Here is a 2,956-nt window from a genome sequence, read left to right as displayed (position 1 = left end):
GTATCAGTGCCGCTCCAATTGTAGCCGTTGTACCAGTTTTTGACCTGAGCGAGAAAAACGTCAAATTCGGTTTTCCTGAGGGCAGCTATTTCGTGTAGTCGGTCATTAAATTGTGATTCCAACTCTTGCTGGGTAACCCCCAACAGATTGTTGTATCGCTCATTGATCGACAGGTCTTTCAAATTGTTCAAATCTGAAAAAATACTCACCTTCGAAAACTTGCTCACCCCGGTGATGAACACGAACTCCAGGTACGGATCAGCATCTTTGAGTACCGAATAAAACTGCTTGAGCACCTCGCGATTGGCTTTGGCTTGCTCAGGAGTTTCCAGGTAGTCGATGATGGGTTTGTCGTATTCGTCGATCAGCAATACCACGCGGCCTTGGGTATGGGCTAATTTTTGCAATAATTCGCGAAACTGGTCTTTCAATTCCTGGTTGTCCAGCAGAATGGAAAAACCAGTGGCGATGGCTTCTATTTCCTTAGATAAGGCCGCAGCCAAACCCCGTTTTTGATAATTTATGGAACTGAAAAGCAGGTGTACTACTGGATGCTGCTTGCTCCAATCCCAGTTTTTTTCTATCCACAAATCCTCAAATAATTCTCGGCTACCACTGAAAATCTCCTTGATGGTGGAAACCAACACAGATTTGCCAAAACGCCGTGGACGGGATAGGAAATAGTGCTTCCCTTCCGTCAATATGCGATGGATGAACGCAGTTTTATCGAAGTAATGGTACCCCTTCGTGCGGATTTCTCGAAAATCCTGGATGCCAATCGGATAATTCAATCTAGCCATAGTGCAAATATAGGGATTTGTAGCCATAATTTATTTGATGGCAATGGCCGGAATAAACCAATAGCTACCTCACCTGTACTTCCAGCTGCTTGCCCAATCCAATTTCGACAATCTTCTGCAAGGTTCCCAACTCAATGTCTGCGTGGTTGTTTTCAAGGCGAGAAATGTAATGCTTGGTGGTGCCGCTCTTTATGGCCAGCTCCTCTTGGGTTAAACCAGCCTCTTTTCTGGCTTGCCGCAGCAAAGTACCAATCTTCACTCCTTGATTCCGCTCCAGATCAGGTTCACTGTTTTCATACAGCACCAATGGATCAAGATCAAATGGTACCTCAAAAACCATTCCGTTGCTCAATTCAATTTTGTCAAGCACCATTGGCCAACGCAATGTGCCTTCATATAAATTCAGCCCTTGAAACACCGCTTCATCCAATAAGCGACGCCGCAATGGATCAGCGGCAAAATGATGTTTCCTGAAAAACTGCTCAAAATCGATCACCCGATGCTCCCCATTGCTGAAGGCAACATAGACCCGCCAGCCCTGGATCGCACTGAGCTTAATGATGCGTGGTATTTTAGTGGTTTTGCTCATGATCAATGTTAAAGAAAGTGGGCATGAACGGTATTGTACTTGACTAAGATAGGAGAATTTACGAAAAATTATCGAATTGGATAACCCACATAGAGGAGTTTTTGTCAATTTGATCTCCCCACTACCGCCTTCCTAGGTTATTTCCAAATCCGGGTAATAGGATAGGAATCAAAAGCCTCATCGCTGCTAATGATGGATTGGGTATCTATGAGCACCTTCATTACATGTAATCATTAAAATCCTCTAGAGGCTCATTAAAATCTTCCGTCATGGTAAACGATGCCTTACTAAACCCCGCAGAGCGTCTTTTTGCGGCCTTCAACGGCTGTAATACGATGACAATTTCATAATTTCCTTCAGGCACATCAGACAATGATATACTTGGATTGACTCCCTCGATGTATGCTTCCTTCGTAATTGTAATCATGAGTACTTCAATTTGATCAACAAACAAAAATAAACTTTTTTGAAGTTCAAATCAACATAATCCAAATAGGAGTTTAAAAACATTTGGCAAAGTAATTAGTGGAAAAAAATTTCCAGAAACACTCGTTTAATGGAAAAAAATTTCCAAAAACGCAATAAACGACTCTCTTAGTGGAAAAAATTTTCCATATTGGATTCTAAATCCTTACCTGAAATAGTGTCTCGTACTAAAGCTACATTGCACTAAAATTTGGATAATCAAACCTGCACCAGCCCTCTGTTACATTAAGCTCGGCAATAGTCAGGTGACCAGCATGGAACAAAAGAACAGTGGGATCAGGGTGCAGTACGTCAAAATTAAAAAGCGTGAATAAAGCGATAAGCTCTTGACTATCCCACCGACGATGATCTTCACTTTGGATCAAGTCTACTCGGATACTTCATACTTGGAGCATTAAGTTCATGCTATCAAAGGCTAAATGGCGTTTGGTAGGCAGCACAGGTACCGCTAAATAAATTTGGCACGGTAAGTTTCAAGACTCTGCTCGGCTTCAACTTCGCTAAAGCCCTCAGCTTGCAAATGCGCCATAATGACTTGGGTCACGCGCTCCAGAGTAGCTCCCGACATCAGGGCAATGCGCTCCAGCGAAAATTCCTGGAGTGACCAGAGCGTTTGGACAAAAGCTCGTTCCTTGATCGCGGCGCCTTCTTCGATACCTTCTTCGATACCTTTTTCGATACCTTGCAAGTAAAGGCCATCAGTTTCGATGTCATAATGAATGGTCATGGCTTCGACTTGAGTTTGAACAATGATTTCCATCTTTCTTAAACGTGATAAAATTAGCAATTGTTAAACCATAATCCAATGCCGCATCTTCCTCATGTACCACCCGCCGAATGTTGTCCATTTCTGACTCGTGGGTCATTTGCATTTTGGCATCAATCGGTACAAGCTTGGGAGGGATAAGCCCCAATACCTTTTCCAGCAGGGGCAATAGCATGGATTCGATGTTTTCTTTAAAAATCCGGTCGTAGTTGTTCGCCATGTTTACTTTGTATGGCGTAAAAATAAATAGTTTTAATGAATAAAATAAATAAACTTTTAATTTTTTTATTTGAAAACAATTAATATCTTTATTGT

Annotated in this window: 4 protein-coding genes and 1 pseudogene; all 5 read right to left on the bottom strand. The window is 42.1% G+C overall.

What is annotated here, in order from left to right; translation table 11 throughout:
* On the bottom strand, positions 1-800 hold an 800-nt coding region (locus tag ABW391_RS29185; RefSeq protein WP_353485433.1), incomplete at its 3' end, for an ATP-binding protein.
* Positions 801-864: 64 nt separating this feature from the next.
* The gene (locus tag ABW391_RS29180) at positions 865-1,389 is read right to left on the bottom strand and encodes a helix-turn-helix domain-containing protein (RefSeq protein ID WP_353485432.1); all 525 of its coding nucleotides are present in this window, start codon (positions 1,387-1,389) and stop codon (positions 865-867) included.
* A gap of 220 nt (positions 1,390-1,609) precedes the next feature.
* Positions 1,610-1,816, bottom strand: coding sequence for a hypothetical protein (locus ABW391_RS29175; protein WP_353485431.1), 207 nt, complete (start codon positions 1,814-1,816; stop codon positions 1,610-1,612).
* Between the two features lie 507 nt (positions 1,817-2,323).
* On the bottom strand, positions 2,324-2,602 hold the full coding sequence (locus tag ABW391_RS29170; protein WP_353485430.1) for a hypothetical protein: 279 nt from the start codon (positions 2,600-2,602) through the stop codon (positions 2,324-2,326).
* A pseudogene (locus tag ABW391_RS29165) lies at positions 2,586-2,956 on the bottom strand (hypothetical protein); the annotation flags it as partial. The pseudogene ABW391_RS29165 and the gene ABW391_RS29170, both read right to left, overlap by 17 nt.

The sequence above is a fragment of the Haliscomenobacter sp. genome (assembly GCF_040403615.1).
GTDB lineage: Bacteria > Bacteroidota > Bacteroidia > Chitinophagales > Saprospiraceae > Haliscomenobacter.
Note: the sequence above shows the minus strand (reverse complement) of the source record. Positions and strands in the feature narration are given on the sequence as shown.

What these genes read in the sequence shown, in the direction of transcription:
- ABW391_RS29180 (WP_353485432.1), bottom strand. Translation starts at nt 1,389, where the DNA reads ATGAGCAAAACCACTAAAATACCACGCATCATTAAGCTCAGTGCGATC.
- ABW391_RS29175 (WP_353485431.1), bottom strand. Translation starts at nt 1,816, where the DNA reads ATGATTACAATTACGAAGGAAGCATACATCGAGGGAGTCAATCCAAGT.
- ABW391_RS29170 (WP_353485430.1), bottom strand. Translation starts at nt 2,602, where the DNA reads ATGACCATTCATTATGACATCGAAACTGATGGCCTTTACTTGCAAGGT.